14 protein-coding genes and 1 riboswitch are annotated in these 15,109 nt (G+C 72.0%); of the genes, 6 read left to right on the top strand and 8 right to left on the bottom strand.

Annotated features, from left to right (window positions below):
* Window positions 1–21 precede the first annotated feature (21 nt).
* Window positions 22–1,287 (bottom strand): tetratricopeptide repeat protein, encoded by a 1,266-nt coding sequence (locus tag ACFY3C_RS21400; RefSeq protein WP_390771875.1) that lies wholly within the window; start codon window positions 1,285–1,287, stop codon window positions 22–24.
* Between the two features lie 205 nt (window positions 1,288–1,492).
* Between ACFY3C_RS21400 and ACFY3C_RS21395 the strand changes: the two genes are divergently transcribed.
* A complete protein-coding gene (locus ACFY3C_RS21395; RefSeq protein WP_390771874.1) occupies window positions 1,493–2,080 on the top strand; it encodes a flavodoxin family protein in 588 nt (195 codons plus the stop codon).
* Between the two features lie 25 nt (window positions 2,081–2,105).
* Here the strand turns inward: ACFY3C_RS21395 and ACFY3C_RS21390 are convergent, their stop codons facing one another.
* From ACFY3C_RS21390 to ACFY3C_RS21375, 4 genes are all read right to left on the bottom strand, one after another.
* Window positions 2,106–3,008, bottom strand: a complete 903-nt coding sequence (locus tag ACFY3C_RS21390) for an ABC transporter permease (protein ID WP_390771873.1) — start codon at window positions 3,006–3,008, stop codon at window positions 2,106–2,108.
* On the bottom strand, window positions 2,995–3,969 hold the full coding sequence (locus tag ACFY3C_RS21385; protein WP_386577134.1) for an ABC transporter ATP-binding protein: 975 nt from the start codon (window positions 3,967–3,969) through the stop codon (window positions 2,995–2,997). The genes ACFY3C_RS21390 and ACFY3C_RS21385 overlap by 14 nt, the downstream gene beginning before the upstream one ends.
* Before the next feature lie 39 nt (window positions 3,970–4,008).
* Window positions 4,009–5,205 (bottom strand): outer membrane lipoprotein carrier protein LolA, encoded by a 1,197-nt coding sequence (locus ACFY3C_RS21380; protein WP_390771872.1) that lies wholly within the window; start codon window positions 5,203–5,205, stop codon window positions 4,009–4,011.
* 247 nt (window positions 5,206–5,452) lie between these two features.
* Complete coding sequence (locus tag ACFY3C_RS21375; protein WP_386577132.1) at window positions 5,453–6,463, bottom strand: polyprenyl synthetase family protein; 1,011 nt, start codon at window positions 6,461–6,463, stop codon at window positions 5,453–5,455.
* Window positions 6,464–6,962: 499 nt separating this feature from the next.
* Window positions 6,963–7,176: riboswitch (cyclic di-AMP (ydaO/yuaA leader) on the top strand.
* A 5-nt stretch (window positions 7,177–7,181) separates the two neighbouring features.
* On the opposite strand from ACFY3C_RS21375, the gene ACFY3C_RS21370 reads away from it, so the two are divergent.
* The gene (locus ACFY3C_RS21370; RefSeq protein WP_386577131.1) at window positions 7,182–7,670 is read left to right on the top strand and encodes a transglycosylase SLT domain-containing protein; all 489 of its coding nucleotides are present in this window, start codon (window positions 7,182–7,184) and stop codon (window positions 7,668–7,670) included.
* 35 nt (window positions 7,671–7,705) lie between these two features.
* Here ACFY3C_RS21370 and ACFY3C_RS21365 read toward each other — a convergent pair whose 3' ends face one another.
* From ACFY3C_RS21365 to ACFY3C_RS21355, 3 genes are all read right to left on the bottom strand, one after another.
* A complete protein-coding gene (locus ACFY3C_RS21365) occupies window positions 7,706–8,518 on the bottom strand; it encodes an HAD family hydrolase (RefSeq protein WP_390771871.1) in 813 nt (270 codons plus the stop codon).
* Between the two features lie 153 nt (window positions 8,519–8,671).
* On the bottom strand, window positions 8,672–9,874 hold the full coding sequence (locus ACFY3C_RS21360; RefSeq protein ID WP_390771870.1) for an FAD-dependent oxidoreductase: 1,203 nt from the start codon (window positions 9,872–9,874) through the stop codon (window positions 8,672–8,674).
* 44 nt (window positions 9,875–9,918) lie between these two features.
* Window positions 9,919–11,169 carry an ATP-grasp domain-containing protein gene (locus tag ACFY3C_RS21355; protein ID WP_390771993.1) on the bottom strand — a complete coding sequence of 417 codons (1,251 nt, stop codon included), beginning with the start codon at window positions 11,167–11,169 and terminating at the stop codon, window positions 9,919–9,921.
* A 272-nt stretch (window positions 11,170–11,441) separates the two neighbouring features.
* Here ACFY3C_RS21355 and fahA point away from each other — a divergent pair, with 272 nt between their 5' ends.
* The 4 genes from fahA (at window position 11,442) to ACFY3C_RS21335 (ending at window position 15,077) form a co-directional block, all read left to right on the top strand.
* Window positions 11,442–12,659 carry a fumarylacetoacetase gene (gene fahA, locus ACFY3C_RS21350; RefSeq protein WP_390771869.1) on the top strand — a complete coding sequence of 406 codons (1,218 nt, stop codon included), beginning with the start codon at window positions 11,442–11,444 and terminating at the stop codon, window positions 12,657–12,659.
* Between the two features lie 125 nt (window positions 12,660–12,784).
* Window positions 12,785–13,564 carry a hypothetical protein gene (locus tag ACFY3C_RS21345; protein WP_390771868.1) on the top strand — a complete coding sequence of 260 codons (780 nt, stop codon included), beginning with the start codon at window positions 12,785–12,787 and terminating at the stop codon, window positions 13,562–13,564.
* On the top strand, window positions 13,561–13,938 hold the full coding sequence (locus ACFY3C_RS21340; protein ID WP_390771867.1) for a GntR family transcriptional regulator: 378 nt from the start codon (window positions 13,561–13,563) through the stop codon (window positions 13,936–13,938). Before ACFY3C_RS21345 ends, ACFY3C_RS21340 begins: the two co-directional genes overlap by 4 nt.
* 200 nt (window positions 13,939–14,138) lie before the next feature.
* Complete coding sequence (locus ACFY3C_RS21335; protein ID WP_389187430.1) at window positions 14,139–15,077, top strand: M56 family metallopeptidase; 939 nt, start codon at window positions 14,139–14,141, stop codon at window positions 15,075–15,077.
* The last annotated feature ends 32 nt before the right edge of the window (window positions 15,078–15,109 follow it).

The raw sequence follows: 15,109 nt of genomic DNA, 5'->3' as shown, positions 1-15,109 counted from the left end.
GGGCTTGCCGGCCGGTTACGCCTACGCCTGTGCCTGCGCCGCCTTGGCCGCGCGGTCGGTCAGGCGGACCATGCGGGCGCGGGCCGACTCCAGGGGCTGCGGGTCCTCGGCCGCGGGTCCCGGCTCCGCCGTGAGGTCCGTCCACAGGTCGATCAGGTCGCGGCCCATCCGCAGGCCCTCCTCCGGGTCGCGCACGGCCCGCCAGGCGGTGGCCGCACTCCGCACGTTGCCGTAGGCGCCCTCGGCGTCCGCGGCCTGCCGGCGCATCCGGGCGAGCTCCAGGGAGAGGCCGAAGGAGCGGACCGGGTCACCCGCCAGGTAGGCGATGTAGGCGGTCAGTTCGCGCAGGTGCAGCACCTCGGGGTGGCGGGGGCCCAGCACCCCGGACGCCTCGACGACCGTGCGGTCGGCGAGTTCCGCCGCGACCTCGATACGGCCGCTCCGGACAGCCTCGTTGATCCGCGCCATCGGCTCGGTCAGCAACTCGGCCCCCTCCGCGGTCTCGGTCACGGGCTCGTCCCCGAGCACCTCTTCGGCCACGGCGTCGAAGCCGCGGGCGGGGGTGGGGGTCGGCGACGCGACCGGAGCGGGCTCGGGGTCGAGCAGGGGGACGGCGGCCGGGGCGGACACGGACACGGGGGCGGGCTTCAGGGCGGGGGCGGACACGAAGTCGGCTTTCGGAGCGGAGGCGGACACGAGGTCGGGGTTCGGGGCGGGGGCGGACACGAGGTCGGCCTTCGGAGCGGAGCCGGACACGAGGTCGGCCTTCGGAGCGGAGGCGCTCTCGGGTACGGCGACGGAGGCGGGGGGTGCGTCCACGGTGTCCGGCACGGCGGACCGGACCGAGGGCGCATCCACGGCGTCCGGCACGGCGGACCGGACCGGGGGCGCATCCATCACCGGTGGCGGGCCGAACTGCCCGGTGGGTGCCTGGACCGTGCCCGACGCGACCGGGGAGGCCGGCCGCGCTGAAGTCGGCTGCGGGCCGCGCGGAGCGACCCGGACGGGGTCTCCCGCCACCCTGCTGGAGCCGTCCGCCGAGACCTCGAGGGGGACCACGCAGCCGGCGCGGTCGTCGTGGATCGTGGCTCGTATGGGGGTGCCCAGGCTGATGGCCAGGCGCTGGAGGTGGTTCAGCACGGCGTGTTGGATCTCCTCGCCCGGAGCCGCGACGACCGACGTCCCACCCACCGAGGCACTGCCCGCGCCGGACACCCGGACCTGCACCACGGCAGGGTGTGTCACGGGCTGCTGCACCCGCTTCTTCTCGAAGCTGAGTCGAGACATCGGTTCCCTCACTCCCCCGGCGTCGCACCCCGGTCGTACGCGTCCTACCAACCAGTCTGTCGGCTCAGCTCGGTTCCCGCGTCACCGCGACGTCACAGCCTCGCACCAGCCGCACCCCTGACTCCTCTTGAACCCAACTGCTTGCGTGTGCATAAAATGCATGCGCCGGTATTCGCGGAATGACATCGATCGCTTTGGGGGACCCATGAGCCGCCGTTTCCTGTTCGTCCTGGGCAGTGCCCGCCTCGACGGCAACACCGAACTGCTGGCCCGCGAGGCCGCCGCGCAGCTGCCCGGAGACGTCGAGCAGCGGTGGATCCGCCTGGCCGAGCACCCGCTGCCCGACTTCGTGGACATGCGGCACGACAGCGACCACGTACGGCAGCCCGCGGACCCCGAGACCGGCCTGCTGCTGGACGCCACGCTCGCGGCCACGGACATCGTGATCGTCTCGCCGCTGTACTGGTACTCGGTCTCCGGCCTCACCAAGCGGTACCTGGACTACTGGGCGGGCTGGCTGCGCACCCCGGGCATCGACTTCAGGGCGACGATGGCCGGGCGCACGCTGTGGGGTGTCGCGGCGTTCGCCGAACGGGAGCCGTCGGTCGCCGAACCCCTCGTCGGCACCCTCAACAACTCGGCCGCGTATCTGAAGATGCGCTTCGGCGGGGTGCTGCTCGGCAACGGCAGCGCGCCCGGGGACGTGCGGAAGGACACCGACGCGCTGACGCGCGCCAAGACGTTCTTCGCGCAGGAGGCGCCCCTCGCCCGCTTCCCGCACCAGGACGCCTGAGCCGTCCCGCGCGGCTCGCCGCGCCCTACGTGTTGATGTCCTTCGTCGTGAACCGCGCCCAGGCCGCCGAGCCGAACACGGCCGCGTACAGCGCCTGGAGGCCGAGGTTTCTGACCAGGTCGTCCCAGTAGACGGGGTCGCGCATCAGGTCGGCGAAGGACAGCCAGTAGTGGGAGAAGAAGTACGGCTGCAGCGCGTGCAGCTGGGGTATCTGGTCGAGGATCTGGACGGTGATGAGCAGGCCCACGGTGGTCGCCATCGCCGCGATGCCGCTGTTGGTCAGCGTCGACACGAACAGGCCGAGGGCCGCGACGCCGACCAGTGAGGCGGCGACGACCAGGGCTATCAGCAGCGCCCGGCCGAGGCCCTCGGCGAAGCTGATCCGGGTGCCGGAGATGGTGGTGAGGTCGCCGAGCGGGAACAGCAGCGCGCCGACGATCAGCGCGGAGACGGCCACGACCAGGGTGGCCAGCACACAGAAGGCCATGACCGTCGTGTACTTGGTGAGCAGCAGGCGGGTGCGGCCGGCCGGGGCGACCAGCAGATAGCGCAGGGTGCCGCCGCCCGCCTCGCCGGCGATCGCGTCGCCCGCGACCACGCCGACCGCCATCGGCAGGAAGAACGGCAGGGTCGCGGCCAGCGCCGTGAACACCAGGAAAAGGCCGTTGTTGGTGATCTGCGCGATGAACGCCGGCCCTTCGCCGCCGCTCGGGCCCGCCGTCGAGCCGCCCCGCGTCTCGATCCGCACCGCGATCCCGACCAGCACCGGCACCGCCGCCAGCACCCCGAGCAGCGCGAGGGTGCGCCAGCGGCGGACGGTGGTGAGCAGCTCGCTGCGCAGCAGCCCGAAGGTCCACAGGGGGTTCGGACGGCCGGGGCCGGCCGCGGTGGCCGGTGCCTGGAGTGCCTCGGCCTCAGCCCGCGACATCGAATCCCTCTCCCGTCAGTGCCACGAACGCGTCCTCCAGGGAGGCCCGTTCGAGTGTGAGGCCCCGGACCCGGACGCCCGCCGTGACCAGTGCTGCGTTGACCTCGGCGAGGTCCCGCTCGGGCGGCTCGCCGGTCACCCGGTCGCCGTCCACGGTGACGTCCCCTACGCCCTGCTCCTTCAGCAGCCGGGCCGCCTCGCCCGCGTCCGGTGTGGTCACCACCAGCCGGCCGCGCGCCCCGGCCGCCAGGTCGGCCACCGCGCCCTGCGTGATCAGGCGGCCCTGTGCCATCACCGCCGCGTGCGTGCACACCTGCTCGATCTCGTCGAGGAGGTGGGAGGAGAGGAAGACGGTCGTGCCGTCGGAGGCCAACTCCCGGATCAGGGCGCGGATTTCCCGCATGCCCTGCGGGTCGAGGCCGTTGGTGGGCTCGTCCAGGACGAGCAGCTTGCGCGGCTGGAGCAGGGCCGCGGCCAGGCCCAGGCGCTGCTTCATGCCGAGCGAGTACGCCCTGGCCTTCTTGCCCGCGGCGGCCGTGAGGCCCACCCGGTCCAGGGCGGCCGCGACCCGGGTCCGCCGGGTGCGCGGGTCGGCGGTCGGGTCGGCGGCGTCGTAGCGCAGCAGGTTGTCCCGGCCGGAGAGGAAGCCGTACAGGGCGGGGCCCTCGATCAGCGCGCCGACCTGCGGGAGGACGGCGCGGCCGGCCCGCGGCATGGGGCGGCCCAGGACGCGGGCCGTGCCCGAGGTCGGCTCGATCAGGCCCATCAGCATGCGGATGGTGGTGGTCTTGCCCGAGCCGTTGGGGCCGAGGAAGCCGAAGACGCTGCCCGCCGGGACGGTCAGGTCGAGACCGTCGACGGCGAGCTGTCCGCCGCGGTAGCGCTTGGTGAGGCCGCGCGTGGCGATGACGTGCGCCGGCGCGTCCCCCGAGTCCTGCTCCGTGGCGGACGGTTCGTCCATCGGCTCCCTCGATTCGTCGTGTTCCGTACCCCGGAAGGGTTACTTCCCTTCGTTGGCCGCCTTGACCAGCGTGTCCTTGGTGACCGCTCCGGCGTACACCTTGCCGTCGTCGGTGATCAGGGCGTTGACCAGGCGGGTGGAGAAGACCGTGCCCTTGCCGAACTTCCCGGAGACGTGGTCGCCGAGCGAGCCGAGGAAGCCGCCGAAGGCGCCGCCCTCGGAGCCGGACGGCATGCCGCCCTTGGCGCCGGTGTCGAAGGTGGCGATGGACGTCCAGCCCTTGCCGAGCACGTTGGCCCCCTCCATGCCCTGGGCGAAGTCCTCGCCGGACTTCGGGGCGTGCTCGGGTGCCTTGGACGCCTTCTTCTCCTCGGTGACCTTCGCACCCTTGGGCGGGGTGAAGTCGAAGGTGGAGTCGGCCGGCTTGGCGAAGGAGACCTGGGTGAAGCCCGCGTCGAGCACGGCGGCGCCGCCGCTCTTCGGGGTGAGCGTGAACTTGAGCGGCATGCCCGTCTTCGCGTCGACGGCGATGCTGATCGCGCCGACCGTGGTGCCGGACTGCTTCGGCTTGATCAGCAGCTTGTAGGCGTCGCGTCCGGCGACCTGCGCGGTGCCGTCGACGGTCACGGACGTGGTGTCGTCGACCGACTTCAGGGCCTCGTCGGCGAAGTCCTTGGGCGTGGCCGGCGCCTCGGCCCGGTGCTCCTTGCCGGAGTCGGCGGCAGTGCCGTGGAAGACCTCGTTGCTCTTGCTGTCGTAGCCCCAGACGTCCTTGCCGTCGTGGATGAGGCTGTACTCGGAGCCGCTCTCCAGCAGCGAGAGCTTCTGCCGGTCCGGGCCGTCGGTCGCCACGCGCAGGGTGTGCGTGCCGGAGACCAGCTCGGTGAGCTTGGACGTCGGGTCGGCGGAGGAGCCGTCGCCGCCCTGGGCCGCCCCGGACGCCAGGCTGCTCTCCAGGCCGCCGAGGTCCGGCAGGCCGAGGTCGGTGCTGACCTTCACCGTGCCGGACAGCTGCTGCACGTCGGACTTGGCGATCTTCTCGATGAGCTGCTGCGCGGTGATCTTCGGCAGATCGGGGGAACCGGAGTCGGCGAGAGCCGGGACCAGCCCGATCGTGGCCGCCGCCACCCCCACCACCGCGACCGGAACCACGTACCGGGCGGCTTTGCGGCGCCCCGTGGGCAGGTCCTCGCCCTGCCCGGCGCCCGTTGCCTCGTCGGATTCGTACGGTGCCATCTGTGCCTTACCTCCGTCGTCGGCGGCGGCTGTCCCCACACTGGTCCACCTGAGCCGCCATTCTCACCCGAATCGGTGAGGAGTGGTGATTTCCGTGGTTTCCATCTGACCAAATCGGCCGTGAGGAAGCGTCAGACCACGGAGCCAACTCCGTGTACGCCTGCGGTATGACACGCGAGGGCGGCGCCTCCCCCGACCCGTAGGGGTCGTGCGGGAGACACCGCCCTCAAGACAGGTGCGGGACGGGTCAGCCGGCCCGGTGCACCACCGCGTCGCACAGCTCGAGCAGCGCCGCCTTGGCGTCGCACTCCGGCAGCGGGGCCAGCGCCGCCCGCGCCTCCTCCGCGTACCGGACGGTGTCCCGGCGGGCCTGCTCCAGCGCGGGGTGCGCGCGCAGCGCGGTCAGCGCCTCGGCGTGCCGGGCGTCGTCGCTGAGGTCGGAGTCGAGCAGCTCGCACAGCGCGATGTCCTCGGCCAGGCCGAGGCGGGCGGCCCGCTCGCGCAGCCGGAGCACGGGCAGCGTCGGGATGCCCTCGCGCAGGTCCGTGCCCGGGGTCTTGCCGGACTCGTGCGAGTCGGAGGCGATGTCCAGGACGTCGTCCGCGAGCTGGAAGGCGACCCCGAGCCGTTCGCCGTACTGCGTGAGCACGTCGACGACCGTCTCGTCGGCGCCGGACATCATGGCGCCGAACCGGCACGACACGGCCACCAGGGAGCCCGTCTTGCCGCCGAGCACGTCCAGGTAGTGGTCGACCGGGTCGCGGCCGTCCGAGGGGCCCGCGGTCTCCAGGATCTGCCCGGTGACCAGCCGCTCGAACGCGAGGGCCTGGACCCGGACCGCCTCGGGGCCGAGGTCGGCGAGGATCTGGGAGGCGCGGGCGAAGAGGAAGTCGCCGGTGAGGACCGCGACCGAGTTGCCCCAGCGGGTGTTGGCGCTGTCCACGCCGCGCCGCACGGAAGCCTCGTCCATGACGTCGTCGTGGTACAGCGTGGCCAGGTGGGTCAGCTCCACGACGACGGCCGACGGCACGACGCCCGGCGCGTACGGATCGCCGAACTGCGCCGCGAGCATGACGAGCAGCGGCCTGAACCGCTTCCCACCGGCCCGTACGAGGTGCTGCGCGGCCTCCGTGATGAACGGGACCTCGCTCTTGGTGGCTTCGAGCAAGCCTTCCTCGACAGCCGCCAATCCGGCCTGGACATCGGCTTCCAGAGCCTGGTCCCGCACGCTCAGCCCGAACGGCCCGACGACGGTCACGAGGGGTCTCCTGTCTGCTGGTGTCTGCTGGCGATTACACGGTTTGTCGATAGGTCGTTGCCATCACTCAAGTCAGCGTATCCGGTCCTGTTTCGATCACCGATAGCGCCCACCGGTCCAGCCCGGGCGGTATCGGATCAGGGTCGGTATGTTTTTGATCATCTGATAAGTATGGGTACACAATGACTTAACAGGATCTCGCCCGATTTGTCGCGAACCGCACGGCGGGCGGAGTACTCCTTTTGCACCACACCCAGCAAATCTCCCGAATCCCCCATGTCTGATTTGGTACTCTTTGCCATTTCGTGAGTTGGGTCACGCGGGCCCAGGAATCGGCCAATGGGCGCCACCCCCGTTCTCCCCTTTCCACATCGGGCAGTTGAGCGTTGGCAACCGCAAAGGATCAAGTGCCCCATTCGGAACAGATCAAGGTCAAGTGCCTCATTGGGTGAATCAAGTACTTGTTCCTGACATGTGCTGTCGCATAGCTTCCGGGCCAGTCAGACGAACGCCGAATCCTGCCGCGTCTGACACCACCCATCGACGAACTCATTCGTACGGCAGGAGCGGGGGACCCAGGTAAGCCGCCGGACCGGACGACGCATGTCGCGCCGGGACGGCTAGGGGTGAAGTCGTGCCTCCCCCCAGAGGTACGGCCGGGCACCTCCCCGCCCGAACCCGACAGCTCACCTCGTAGGCGACGGAGAGGAACGTCCCCATGCTTGCTGCCGCTCAGCCCCGCCGCACCCGCACCAACCGCCTCGTCCGCAAGCTCGCCGTCATCGGCACCGGCGCCGCTGTGCTCGCCCTTCCCGTCATCGGCGCGACCAGCGCCTCCGCGGCCACCCCCACGGCCACCACGCCGTCCACCACGCTCGCCGGGTACCCGAACAACCTCGACGGCTGGATCCGCGAGTCGCTCGCGATCATGGCCCAGAAGGGCATCCCAGGGACGTACAACGGCATCTACCGCAACATCATCCGCGAGTCGTCCGGCAATCCGGCGGCCATCAACCTCTGGGACTCCAACGCGGCCAAGGGCATCCCGTCCAAGGGCCTGCTCCAGGTCATCGACCCGACGTTCAACGCGTACCACGTGGCCGGAACGTCCTTCGACATCTACGACCCGGTCGCGAACATCACGGCCGCCTGCAACTACGCGGCCGCGCGCTACGGGTCGATCGACAACGTCTTCGGCGCCTACTGACCGGCGCCCACGGCGGGCCACTACTGATATCCCGGTCAGTCGGTCGGGAACAGTCTTTCGAGGACGACGGCGATGCCGTCGTCCTCGTTCGACTTGGTGATCTCATCGGCGACGGCCTTGAGTTCGGGGTGGGCGTTCGCCATGGCGACGCCGCGTCCGGCCCAGTCGAACATGGGGATGTCGTTGGGCATGTCGCCGAACGCGAGGGCCCGGCCGGCGGCGATCCCCAGGTACTCGGCGGCCAGCGCCAGCCCCGTCGCCTTGGTGACCCCGGACGGCTGCAGTTCCACGGTCCCGGGCCCCGACATCGTGACCGTCGCCAGCGAGCCCACCGCCGAGCGTGCGATCGCCGCCAACTCGTCGTCGGACAGCGTGTGATGGCGCAGCAGCACCTTGCTGATGGGCTCGCACCACAGGTCGTCGCGGCGGCCGACCCGCACGGCCGGCAGGGTCGGGTGCGGCATCAGATACCCGGGTTCGATCAGGGTGAGCCCGTCCACGCCGTCCTGGTCGACGGCCGCGTAGACCTGCCCCACCTCGGCCTCGATCTTGCCGAGCGCGGTCTCGGCCAGTTCCCGGTCCAGCCGGACCGACCACAGCAGACGGTCGGCGCCGGCGTCGTAGACCTGCGCGCCCTGCCCGCACACCGCGAGCCCCGTGCTGCCGAGGCTCTCCAGGAGGGGCCGTACCCGAGGAGCCGGGCGGCCCGTCACCACCAGGTGCCGGGCGCCGGCCCGTGCCACCCGCTCCAGCGCGGCGCGCGACCGGTCGGAGACGGTGTCGTCGCCGCGCAGCAGCGTCCCGTCCAGGTCGGTGGCGATCAGTGAGTATGCGGGGGGTGCGGCCATGATCAGAGAATACGGATCCCACGCCCCGCCGACTCACCCTGAAGTTCCCGGACTTGTGTGCCCCTCAGCCCCAAGTGGCCCCTGCCGCCGCCCTGATGGTGTGGAGTTGACGCGATCGGACCTGCCGGTGAGCGAGACGGCGTCGTCCGCGGCTCAGCCGTGTGCCGCCGCCAGATGCCCGGCCAGGCGCGGCGAGGCGAACTCCGTGCCGCAGACGAAGCGCATCACCGGGCCGTACGAGGACGCCGCCGGGAGGCCGGTGAAGTACAGGCCGGGGACGGAGGAGACGTACCCGGGTCCGAGCCTGGGCGTACCCCGGCTCACCGCCAGCCGGGTGCGCAGCTCAGGGCCGAGGAAGTCCATCGCGGCGATGTTCACGCGGTAGCCGGTGGCCGCGATGACGTGGTCGGCCGAGAGCCGCTCGGTGCCCTTGCCGTGGGTGCGGACGGTGAGGACCGGGCTGCCGTCCGGGGCCTCGGCGCCCACCACCCGCTCGACCTCCTGGACCTGCACCCTGCCCTCGAAGCGGTCGCGCAGCCACCAGGCGCCGAGCGGGCCGAGGACCCGGCGGACCAGGTAGTGGCGGGTGCGGGCGGGCAGGAAGCGGTACGCGTGGGGGTAGTGGCTGAGCGCCCACAGGGACCAGGCACGGCCGAAGGGCGACTCGGGGCGCAGCCTCGGCTGCTCCCAGGGCGGGGCGCCGAAGGCGACCCGGCCGCGGCCGCGCGCGACCACGCGCACCCGGGCGCCGGCCTCGGCCGCGAGGGTGGCCGCCTCCAGCGCGGACTGGCCGGCGCCGACGACGATCAGCTCCTTGCCGGCGAAGCGGGTGAGGTCGTGGTGCTGGGAGCTGTGGGAGACCGGACCGGTGAGCGCCGGACCGTCGGCCGCCGCTGCCGCCAGCTCCGCCGGGAGATGGGCCAGCCCGGACAGCCCGGTGGCGACGACGACCGCGCGTGCGGTGAACAACTCCCCCGAGTCCAGCTTGAGTTCGAACCCGCCGCTCTTATCGCGGTCCACGGAGACGACCCGGACCTGCTCCAGGTCGGGCAGCAGCTTCTCCTGGAACCACTCGCCGTACGCGATGAAGGTCTCCACCGGGACGATGTCCTCGTCGGTCACCAGCCGGCGGACACCGGCCGCGTCGCAGTAGTCGGCGAGGGTGTGGCCGGGCTGCGGGCAGTCGAGGTTGGAGGCGGCGGGGGTCGACTTGAGGAGCATGCCCTCGGGCATGTGGGCGCGCCAGCTGACCATGGGGGCGCCGAAGACGCGGACGGGGATGCCGCGCGCCCGCAGATGGGCGGCGGTGGACAGGCCGTACGGCCCGGCCCCGATGACTGCAACCGGTCGAATCACGAAGTCCCTCCCCAGGACGCGGTGCGCCACCTTCGTGGCCTTGCCTACTTCGTGGTGGGAGTGGTGCTGCTGCCGCGGCGGTTGGTGCGCCACAGCTGATACAGGTGCTTCGCGCCCGGGCGCACGAAGCGGGCGAGCATCGTGAGGAACGGCATCGGGTCGTCACCCGCGAGCCAGGCCAGCTCCGTCCCGCTCGCCTTCGCCGGCGCGTGCGGCGTCGTGTAGCCGCTGCGGCGGTAGGCGAGGAGGGCGGGCAGATCGATGTTCTCCACGACGAAACGGTGACCGGCGCGCTGTTCCCCCTCCGGTACGGCACGGCCGGTCAGATTCAGGTGCATCGCGCGGACGACGTCCACGCCCGACTCGTTCTCGAAGAGCCGGAACTGGGCGCCCGTGCGCGGGTTGAAGTCGAGGAGTTTGTACTGTCCGTCGCGCCGGTCGAAGCGCAGGTCGAGGTCGATGATGCCGGTGAAGCCGATCTGTTTGACGAAACGAGCGGCGAGGTCGGCGAGTTCCGGGTTGTCGACGACGTACGCGTTCGCCGTCATGCCCGCGTGCGGCGGCCAGGAGCGGACCTTGACGCCGGTGAAGAGCGCGAGCGGGTGGGAGTCGGCATCGAAGCAGGCGTGCACGATCCAGTCCTCGGCCTCCTCCCTCGGCAGGTACTCCTGGAGGATCACGCCGGGCTGCTCGCCCCAGTCCCGGGCGAGGGTGAGCAGGCCCTCGCGGGTGGCGATCCTCGTGGTGCCATTGACGGCGGGTCGGCTGCGCCGTACGAACGCCTCGCGGTTCTTGGCCACCATCGGGAAGCGGGCCGTGTCGGCGAAGGCGACGATCTCGTCGTACGACTCCGGGAACGCGGCCGACGGGCTCGCGATGCCGTGTTCCGCGCACAGCTCGTGCAGGCCCTGCTTGCTGGCCAGCCGGCGCGGCAGCGCGGGGTCGACACGCGGGAAGAGGAAGAGGCCGGCCAGCTCGTCCTGGTGCTCGGCGATCAGGACGGCGGCCTCCTCGTCCGTCGGGACCAGGACGGTCGGACGGCCGATCCGGCGGCCGATGCGCTGCAGGCCCTCGACCAGCCGGCCCGGGTCCTCGGCGCCGGTCGTCGGCCACACGAACGCTCGTTTGAGGTAGCGGGATGCGGCCGCGGGTGTGTGGGCGTCCTCGGTGATCGCATACATCGGGACGCCGAGGCGGCCCAGGCTGCGGATCGCGCCGACACCGCCGTGGTGCACCGGGTAGTCGCCGAACTTGACGATCAGTCCCGGCACGTCACGGTCCGCCTCGAAAGGCACGCCGACGGTGTTCCTGGCCACGGGTCCCCCCACGTGTCCCCCCTACGGACCGGACCCACCCCGTCCGTGTCCCCCGAAAGGACGCTAAGCCGGAATTGCCACCTCCCACAAGGCTTATTCGGACATTGCGAACTCTTTAGACACTGTCCGGACAACCTTTCGGGCAACGCATGGGGCACTGCCCAAGACGAGCAACTCAGCCGTAACGTGTGCCGCGACCACATGGAACGCACCCGCCATGCATGGCCCGGATGAGAGCGAGGCAGTACCCCATGCCCCCCTTCGACGTCCCCGAGGGCGACCCCTTCGGTTCGCACAACCTTCCCTATGGCGTGTTCTCACCCTCCGGCAGCACGGAGCGGAGGGTCGGCGTCCGGCTCGGTGACCACGTCCTCGACGCGGGCGCCGCGACCGCCGCCCTCGGCTCGCCGTACGTCTCCCTGCTTGCACAGCCCACCCTCACCCCCCTGCTGGCGGCAGGACGCACGGCCTGGTCGGACGTGCGGCGCGCGCTGACGGCGTGGGTGACCGTGCCCTCGCACCGGTCCACGATCGAACCGCTGTTCCACCCCCTGTCGTCGGTGACCCTCCACCTGCCCTTCGAGGTCGCGGACTACGTCGACTTCTACGCCTCCGAGAACCACGCCCGGAACGTCGGCCAGATCTTCCGGCCGGACGCCGAGGACTCCCTGACCCCCAACTGGAAGCACCTGCCGATCGGCTACCACGGCCGCTCCGGCACCGTGGTGGTGTCGGGCACGGACGTCGTACGGCCGTCCGGGCAGCGCAAGGGCCCCGCCGACCCGGCGCCCGTCTTCGGCCCCTCGATCCGGCTGGACATCGAGGCCGAGGTCGGCTTCGTGGTGGGCGTGCCCTCCGAGCTGGGCAGGCCGGTCGCGCTCGGCGACTTCCGGGACCACGTCTTCGGACTGTGCCTGCTGAACGACTGGTCGGCGCGGGACGTCCAGGCCTGGGAGTACGTCCCGCTCGGCCCGTTCCTCGGCAAGTCCTTCGCGACCTCGGTGTCGGCGTGGATCACCCCGCTGGAGGCGCTGGAGCACGCGCGCGTGGCGCCTCCGGAGCGCACGCACCCGCTGCTGCCCTACCTGGACGACTCCGCGCCGGAGATCGAGCCCGGCGGCTACGACCTGCGGATCTCCGTCGCGATCAACGGCCATGTGGTGTCCGAGCCGCCGTTCTCCAGCATGTACTGGACCGCGGCCCAGCAACTCGCCCACATGACGGTGAACGGGGCGTCCCTGCGCACCGGCGACCTGTACGGCTCGGGCACGGTGAGCGGCCCGGCGGAGAACCAGCGCGGCTCGCTGCTGGAGCTGACCTGGAACGGCCGCGACCCGCTCGAACTCCCGGACGGCAAGCGGACGTTCCTGGAGGACGGCGACGTCGTGACGCTGTCGGCCTGGGCGCCGGGGGCGGACGGGGGCCGGGTGGGACTGGGGGAGGTCAGCGGGCGCGTCGTGTCGGGCTGAGCTTTGCGCCGAACAGACCGAGGCTTGTAGCAAGCATTTGACACAAGCCCGCCGTGACGCCATCTTGTACTCACCGCTTGATACAAGCGGTGAGTACAAGATGCTCACTTTCACGGGGGTTCGTCATGACTGATGCCGACCTTGCTGCGACCGCTCCGGCGTCCCGCGCGCCCGTCGACCGCTACGCCCGCTGGACGGGCCTGGCCACGGGCGCGCTCGCGGCCTTCTCGCTCTCCACACTCGACCACGGCCACGAGGTGCTGTACGCCGTCCCGGCGTTCGGCCTCTGCGCGGTGACCGGCGTGCTGGTGGGCGACGCGCTGACCCCACCGGCCCGGGGTGCCGTCCGCACGGCCGGGCTCGCGCCGCGCCGGATCCGGGACTACGTACCGCCCCGGATGACCTGGCTGTTGCTCGTCCTCACGGGCGCGCTGGTGGTGCTGCTGACGGTCGCGGGCGTGGTGGCCTCGCCGGACGACCTGTGGCGGGCGGGCCGTTCACTCACCCTGACCTGCCGGGGCGTGACCGAGTCGCACGGCCCCTGGCCCGGGCTGTACTACGGCCTGCCGATGCTGGTCTCCCTCGCCGTCGCCACGGCCGCCTGCGGCTGGTCGCTGCGGCGGATCGCCACCCGGCCCGGCGACGAGCAATCCCGCCGCGACCGCACACTCGCGATCGTCGCGGCGTGGGGGCTCGTCGTCTCGGTCTCCCTGCTCGGCGCGGCCACGACCGCGGCGGCCTCGCTGCTGAGCCTGTCGTGCGACGGGACCGTGGGGACCACGGCCACCGTGGTGCTGTTGCCGCTGGCGCTGGTCTCGCTGGTGACCGGGCCGTGGATGCTCTTCACCATCTGCTCGCCCCGGGCGGCGTGGCGGCGCCCGGCGGACCTCGGGGTTCGCCGGTGAGCGGCGCCGCCGTGCGGGTCGACACGACGAGCCCCGTCCCGCCGTACGAACAGATCCGCGCCCAGCTGGCCGCCCTGATCACCACCGGCCGGCTGCCGGAGGGCGAACGGCTGCCGACCGTACGGCAGCTGGCGGCCGACCTGGGCCTGGCGGCGGGGACGGTGGCCCGCGCCTACCGCGAACTGGAGGCGGCGTCCCTGATCCTGACCCGGCGTGGCGCGGGGACGCGGGTGGCTCGGCTGCCGACGGTGGCGCGCCGCCGCGCGGCGGCGGAACTCGCTGAGGCGACCAAGGACTTCGTGGCGTGGACGCGGGCTCTGGGGTTCGGGGAGGAAGAGGTGCTGGAGGCGGTGCGGCGGGCGTTGCGGGAGTAGGGAGAGGGAGGACTGCCGAACTCGGAGTCGAGGCGAGCCGGACGCGAACGAGGGCAACCGGATCGCCGTCGACACCTGCCTCGTCCCGTCTCTCACCGTCATACTGGCGGGAACACGCACCACGCGACGCGCTCCCCGGCGCGTCACCCCGCACCACCTGACGCCCGCACACCTCTCCGACCAGGAACCGGAGCCCCGGCATGACCGTCTGCCTGCTCCTGCTGAGCGTCGTCGCCCTGACGGCCGCCGTACCGGCGCCCCGCGCGCTGACCCGGGCCGCCTGGCCCGAGCGGGACCCCGTGGTCGCGTTGTGGGTGTGGCAGTGCCTGGTCGCCACGGTCCTGCTGTGCTGTCTGACCGCGCTCGTGCTGGGCGCAGCGGCCGTCTTCCACACCGTCCGCGACCATGTCTTCGCCCCCGCGCCGCCCGCCGTCACCGCCGCGTACGACCTCTCCACCGCCCCGGTCTGGGCCGTCGCCCTCACCCTGCTGCTGGCCTGCGGGGCCGCCTGGACGACCGCGATGCTCGCCCGGGAGATCGCCGAGGCCCGCCGCCGCCGCGGCCAGACCCGGGCGCACCTGCGCGAACGCGCCCCCGACCTGCCCGCGGGACTGCCGGCGGCACGCGGACCGATGCTGGTGCTGGAGGACGAGTACCCGGACGCCTGGTGGATGCCGGGCCACCCGCCCCAGCTGGTCGTGACGACCGGGGCGCTGCACCGCCTGACCGACCATCAGCTGGACGCGGTCCTCACCCACGAGCGCGGCCACGCCCGCGCCCACCACGACTGGCTGCTCCACCTGTCCACCGCGCTCGCCACGGGCTTCCCGCGCGTCCCGCTCTTCGCCCACTTCTGCGACCAGACGCACCGGCTGGTCGAACTGGCCGCCGACGACACGGCCTCCCGCCGCTGCGGCCACCTCACCACCGCCCTGGCCCTGATCGAGCTGAACCAGCACCGCGGTGTCCTGTCCTGCGCCTCCAGCCGCCGCCTCCTGGGCGAACGCGTGGACCGCCTCCTGGAGCCCCCGCCGCGCCTGCTCCGCCGGCACCGGGCCCTGACGACGACGGTGGCGGCACTGGTCCCGCTGCTGCCACTGCTGATCACGTTCGCACCGGGGCTCACGGCACTGTCCTGACCCCCGTGTCCTGTCCTGACCCCACTGGGGGC

The organism is Streptomyces sp. NPDC001410, assembly GCF_042895235.1.
Classification (GTDB): Bacteria; Actinomycetota; Actinomycetes; order Streptomycetales; family Streptomycetaceae; genus Streptomyces.
The sequence above is the reverse complement of the archived record's forward strand: the minus strand, read 5'-3'. Positions and strand labels throughout refer to the sequence as shown.

Coding starts and splice junctions, on each gene's coding strand:
- ACFY3C_RS21370 (WP_386577131.1), top strand. CDS start 7,182: ATGCTTGCTGCCGCTCAGCCCCGCCGCACCCGCACCAACCGCCTCGTC.
- ACFY3C_RS21345 (WP_390771868.1), top strand. CDS start 12,785: ATGACTGATGCCGACCTTGCTGCGACCGCTCCGGCGTCCCGCGCGCCC.
- ACFY3C_RS21335 (WP_389187430.1), top strand. CDS start 14,139: ATGACCGTCTGCCTGCTCCTGCTGAGCGTCGTCGCCCTGACGGCCGCC.
- fahA (WP_390771869.1), top strand. CDS start 11,442: ATGCCCCCCTTCGACGTCCCCGAGGGCGACCCCTTCGGTTCGCACAAC.
- ACFY3C_RS21365 (WP_390771871.1), bottom strand. CDS start 8,518: ATGGCCGCACCCCCCGCATACTCACTGATCGCCACCGACCTGGACGGG.
- ACFY3C_RS21385 (WP_386577134.1), bottom strand. CDS start 3,969: ATGGACGAACCGTCCGCCACGGAGCAGGACTCGGGGGACGCGCCGGCG.
- ACFY3C_RS21380 (WP_390771872.1), bottom strand. CDS start 5,205: ATGGCACCGTACGAATCCGACGAGGCAACGGGCGCCGGGCAGGGCGAG.
- ACFY3C_RS21400 (WP_390771875.1), bottom strand. CDS start 1,287: ATGTCTCGACTCAGCTTCGAGAAGAAGCGGGTGCAGCAGCCCGTGACA.
- ACFY3C_RS21390 (WP_390771873.1), bottom strand. CDS start 3,008: ATGTCGCGGGCTGAGGCCGAGGCACTCCAGGCACCGGCCACCGCGGCC.
- ACFY3C_RS21395 (WP_390771874.1), top strand. CDS start 1,493: ATGAGCCGCCGTTTCCTGTTCGTCCTGGGCAGTGCCCGCCTCGACGGC.